The sequence below is a fragment of the Pseudomonas sp. RIT778 genome (genome assembly GCF_019718735.1).
GTDB classification, from domain to species: domain Bacteria; phylum Pseudomonadota; class Gammaproteobacteria; order Pseudomonadales; family Pseudomonadaceae; genus Aquipseudomonas; species Aquipseudomonas aphyarum.
In genome coordinates, this window is record NZ_JAIHBA010000072.1 from 1 (window position 1) to 3,555 (window position 3,555).

The window sequence follows — 3,555 nt, forward strand, 5'->3', positions numbered from 1 at the left end:
ATCGCCCTCATAGGCTTTACGGGCAGCCGCTTCAGCCTTGACCGGATCGGTCTGGGCCAGCCATGCAAAAGCCGTTTTCACCGCGACCGGAAGTGGCTGGCGCATGCCCGTCTGCCAGGCGAGCAGCAGATCCTCGAGAATTCGCCCCGCTCGAGTCTGTTCCAGAGGTTCAAGAAGGAGCGTGTCATCACTCGCCACCAGTGCGGTCGTCAGGGAGAGTCCACTGGCGCACGCGACGAGATGGCTGACCCAGGGCTTGGTCATGCGATGCCATTTGCGGCTCTTGATCGAGCCTATGCTGTTGGGGATTGTTGTGACCGACAGTACGCCGCCATCGGCGCGCCGGTGCAAACCGCCTAGCCATCCTTCAAGGCGCAGTTCCTGCCATTCAAAATTGATCGGTAGCGCGTTGGTTAGCGGTGTTGGCCATAACGCCAACAGCTGTTGATATCGTTGCAACAAGTCTGGCAAAGGCTCGATCAACTCTCGTTGAAGGCATTCACCGAACCCGGCCATGGGCAGCAGTCCGCTGTTCTGCAGGCGTCGGGCTTGAGACTCGAGCGCCTGATCAACATTGTTCGGGTGTCTCAAGGCTGCCCCGAGCAAGCTGTCGCTGAGCATGTATCGCTGCAACGCATCCAGCACAAAGGGTTCCTCGTCAGCCTGAGGTACCTGCGCCGCTTCAAAGTAAACCTTGAGTCGCTGAGTGAAAAAGTGTCGAACCGGATTGCGCAGGAAGTCCTGCAGCAGCTCCAGACTCAACGGTTCCTCCTGAACATGGGGGGCAAGCATTGTTGCGACGTCATTCTGCTCGTGATGCTGATGCAGCACTTGCCATTCGCTGGCATAGCTGAACAGTTTGTCTTCCTCATGGAAGTAGCGCGAACTGAATGGCTGCAACGGATGCTCCTGAGTCATGGCAATCAGAAGATCTTCGTTGTCGTCGACCGATCGCCATCCATTGGCGAGATGATCGCGCAACTGGCCGATCAACACAGAGGCTGGCCGCTCGCTGTTGTCGCGAATGCTGCGGCCCACCCAACTGATGTAGAGCTGGTGACGGGCGGACAAGAGCGCTTCGAGCAGAAGATAGCGATCATCCTCCCGACGGGATCGATCTCCCGGCCGGTAGTCGCAGCCCATGAGATCGAAGTCCAGCGGCGGTTGAGCGCGTGGATAATCGCCATCGTTCATGCCCAACAGGCAAACCAGCCTGAACGGGATCGCGCGCATCGGCATCAGCGTGCAAAAGTTCACGGCTCCCGCCAGGAAGCGCTGCGACAGACGCCCCTGATCCAGCCCCGCCAGCCAGGCCTCACGGACGACGGTCAGTGGCAGCTCGTCCAGCAGACCGACGGCCTCGCAGGTTTCCAGCCAGGTTTCGCGCAACTCCTCGAGCTGAGCCAGCAGGTAGTCGTCATGCTCATCTTCGGGTTTGAAAAACAGCTGCATCAACGCCTGAAGCCGATATCCCCATTCCTGTGGTTGCGCGGGTTTCATCAGTTGCTGATGCGAAAGCTCCAGTGCATCCAGCAACGCTACCAACGGGCCGATCAACGCGGCATCGAGACCACCGATTTCATCGTAGGGTTCGATATCCCCACAGGCTCCGGAACTGCCGACGGCATAGCCGAGCAGCATCCGACGCAGGCCGAAGCGCCAACTGTTTTGCTCCAGTTCGTCGGGCAACCCCAGTTCGGCCCGTTGCCCGGCATCGATGCCCCAACGTACGCCGGCCCCTTCGATCCAGCGATGCAGAGTCGGCAAGTCTCGCTCCTGCACACCAAACCTGGCGCGTAACGCAGGAACGTCGAGCAGGTCGAGAATTTCACTGACGGGGAAACGACTGTCCGGCAGCTTGAGCAAATGCTCGACAGCGATCAGTAATGGATCCCGTCCGCGCTGCCCCTGATCGGCCATGGTGAAAGAAATGAAGCGTGGATCCTGACGATCCAGTTGCCCAAATACGGCGCGGATATGCGGCGCATAACTATCGATGTCAGGCACCATCACGATCACATCGCGAGGGCGTAATTGAGGGTTGGCACTGAAACGGGCCAGGAGCTGGTCGTGGAGAATCTCCACTTCGCGCTGGGCGCTATGAGCTATGTGAAAGCGGATCGAATCGTCTTGAGTCAGATCGACTGCCGGCCAGAGCGTTCGAGTCTCGCTGAGCGGCCGCAGCTCCAGAATGTCGTCCTGTAACTGATTCAGCATGTTCTTCGGCTGGTTTTCGCTGAACAGATCGATACGTCCGTTGCGAAATGCTGCGCGATAGCTGTCCGGCTCGTCGTAGCTGTCGAGAAGGTTGATGTAATCGCGACCTTGCTTACCCCACGCTGCGAGGAGCGGGTGAGCATGTTGGTGGAGCGATTCCGAATCCAGCACCACAGGCATGCCGTTTTTTCGGGCCTGCCGCTTGTACTGATGACGCAAGAGATCCTTGTCGGCAACGATATCGGCCCAGTGATAACGACAGGGGTTATGGACGCACAATAAAACCTGGCTGAAACGAGACAACCCGGCCAATGCTTCCAGTACCTGGGCGGGCAACGAGGAAATTCCGAAAACGATCACTCGCTGGGGAAGTCCGGTCGGTGCGCGTTCAAGACTGTTGATGCGCTCCATGAACCGCTGGTGCACGCCCGCGCGACTCTGGGCCATGCCTTGCTCGCCCACATCGTCCAGCAGAGCGCGCCACAATTCTGCCTGCCAGCAACTGGTCGGTGAGAGCGGCTTCGCTTCACCTCTTACATTTCGGAGTTGATGATGCCCCTCTGCCCAGTCCTCAAGCCAATCAGCGCGGTAAACCTGGTATTGGTCGAAGAGGTCTGCCAGACGTTCGGACAACTGGTAGCGTTTGCGTAGATCGGTGTCATGGGTGAGGAAGCGCTGTAGCGGTTCGAAATGCGGTCGGGTGATGACCTGTGGCAACAGGCGCATCAGACGCCAGGTCAACGGTGCCTTATCGAGCAGCGACTTTGCCGGAATGTCCTCTCGTCCCAGAACCATCCGGTAAAGCTGCCACATGAAACTGCCCGGCAGTTGCACATCAATAGCGGCGGCGATACCACAGCCGCCGGAGTCGTCCTCTTCAGGATCCTCAGCCAGTGCCAGCTTGAGCCATTGAGCGATGCCGTTGCTCTGTACAAGCGCGATTTCGTTCTCCAAGGGAGCCAGTGGATAGCGCCGCATGATGCTGATCACAAGGCTGCGCAGTTCATCCAGGCTGTTGCTCTGAACGACCATGAATGCAGCGTTGAGGGACTGGGTGTCCGGCATGAAGGCTTCCTTGGAAAAGTACAAAAGCTAGGGCTGAACCTTAGCATTGTCGGCAGGCGACGACAGCCGCAAGGCGGCTGAGAATGCTGTAAGAACTTTCCTGCGGGCAAAACAAAACCCCAACTGCTTTCGCAATTGGGGTTTCTGAATTTAATCTTGACGATGACCTACTCTCACATGGGGAAACCCCACACTACCATCGGCGATGCATCGTTTCACTTCTGAGTTCGGGATGGGATCAGGTGGTTCCAACGCTCTATGGTCGTCAAGAAA

General features: G+C 57.9%; 1 protein-coding gene and 1 rRNA gene. Both read right to left on the reverse strand.

The window, feature by feature from the left end:
• On the reverse strand, positions 1 to 3,282 hold a 3,282-nt coding region (recC, locus tag K5E37_RS29250; protein WP_221535826.1), incomplete at its 3' end, for an exodeoxyribonuclease V subunit gamma.
• Between the two features lie 154 nt (positions 3,283 to 3,436).
• Positions 3,437 to 3,552: ribosomal RNA gene (gene rrf, locus K5E37_RS29255) — 5S ribosomal RNA — on the reverse strand.
• Between the last annotated feature and the right edge of the window lie 3 nt (positions 3,553 to 3,555).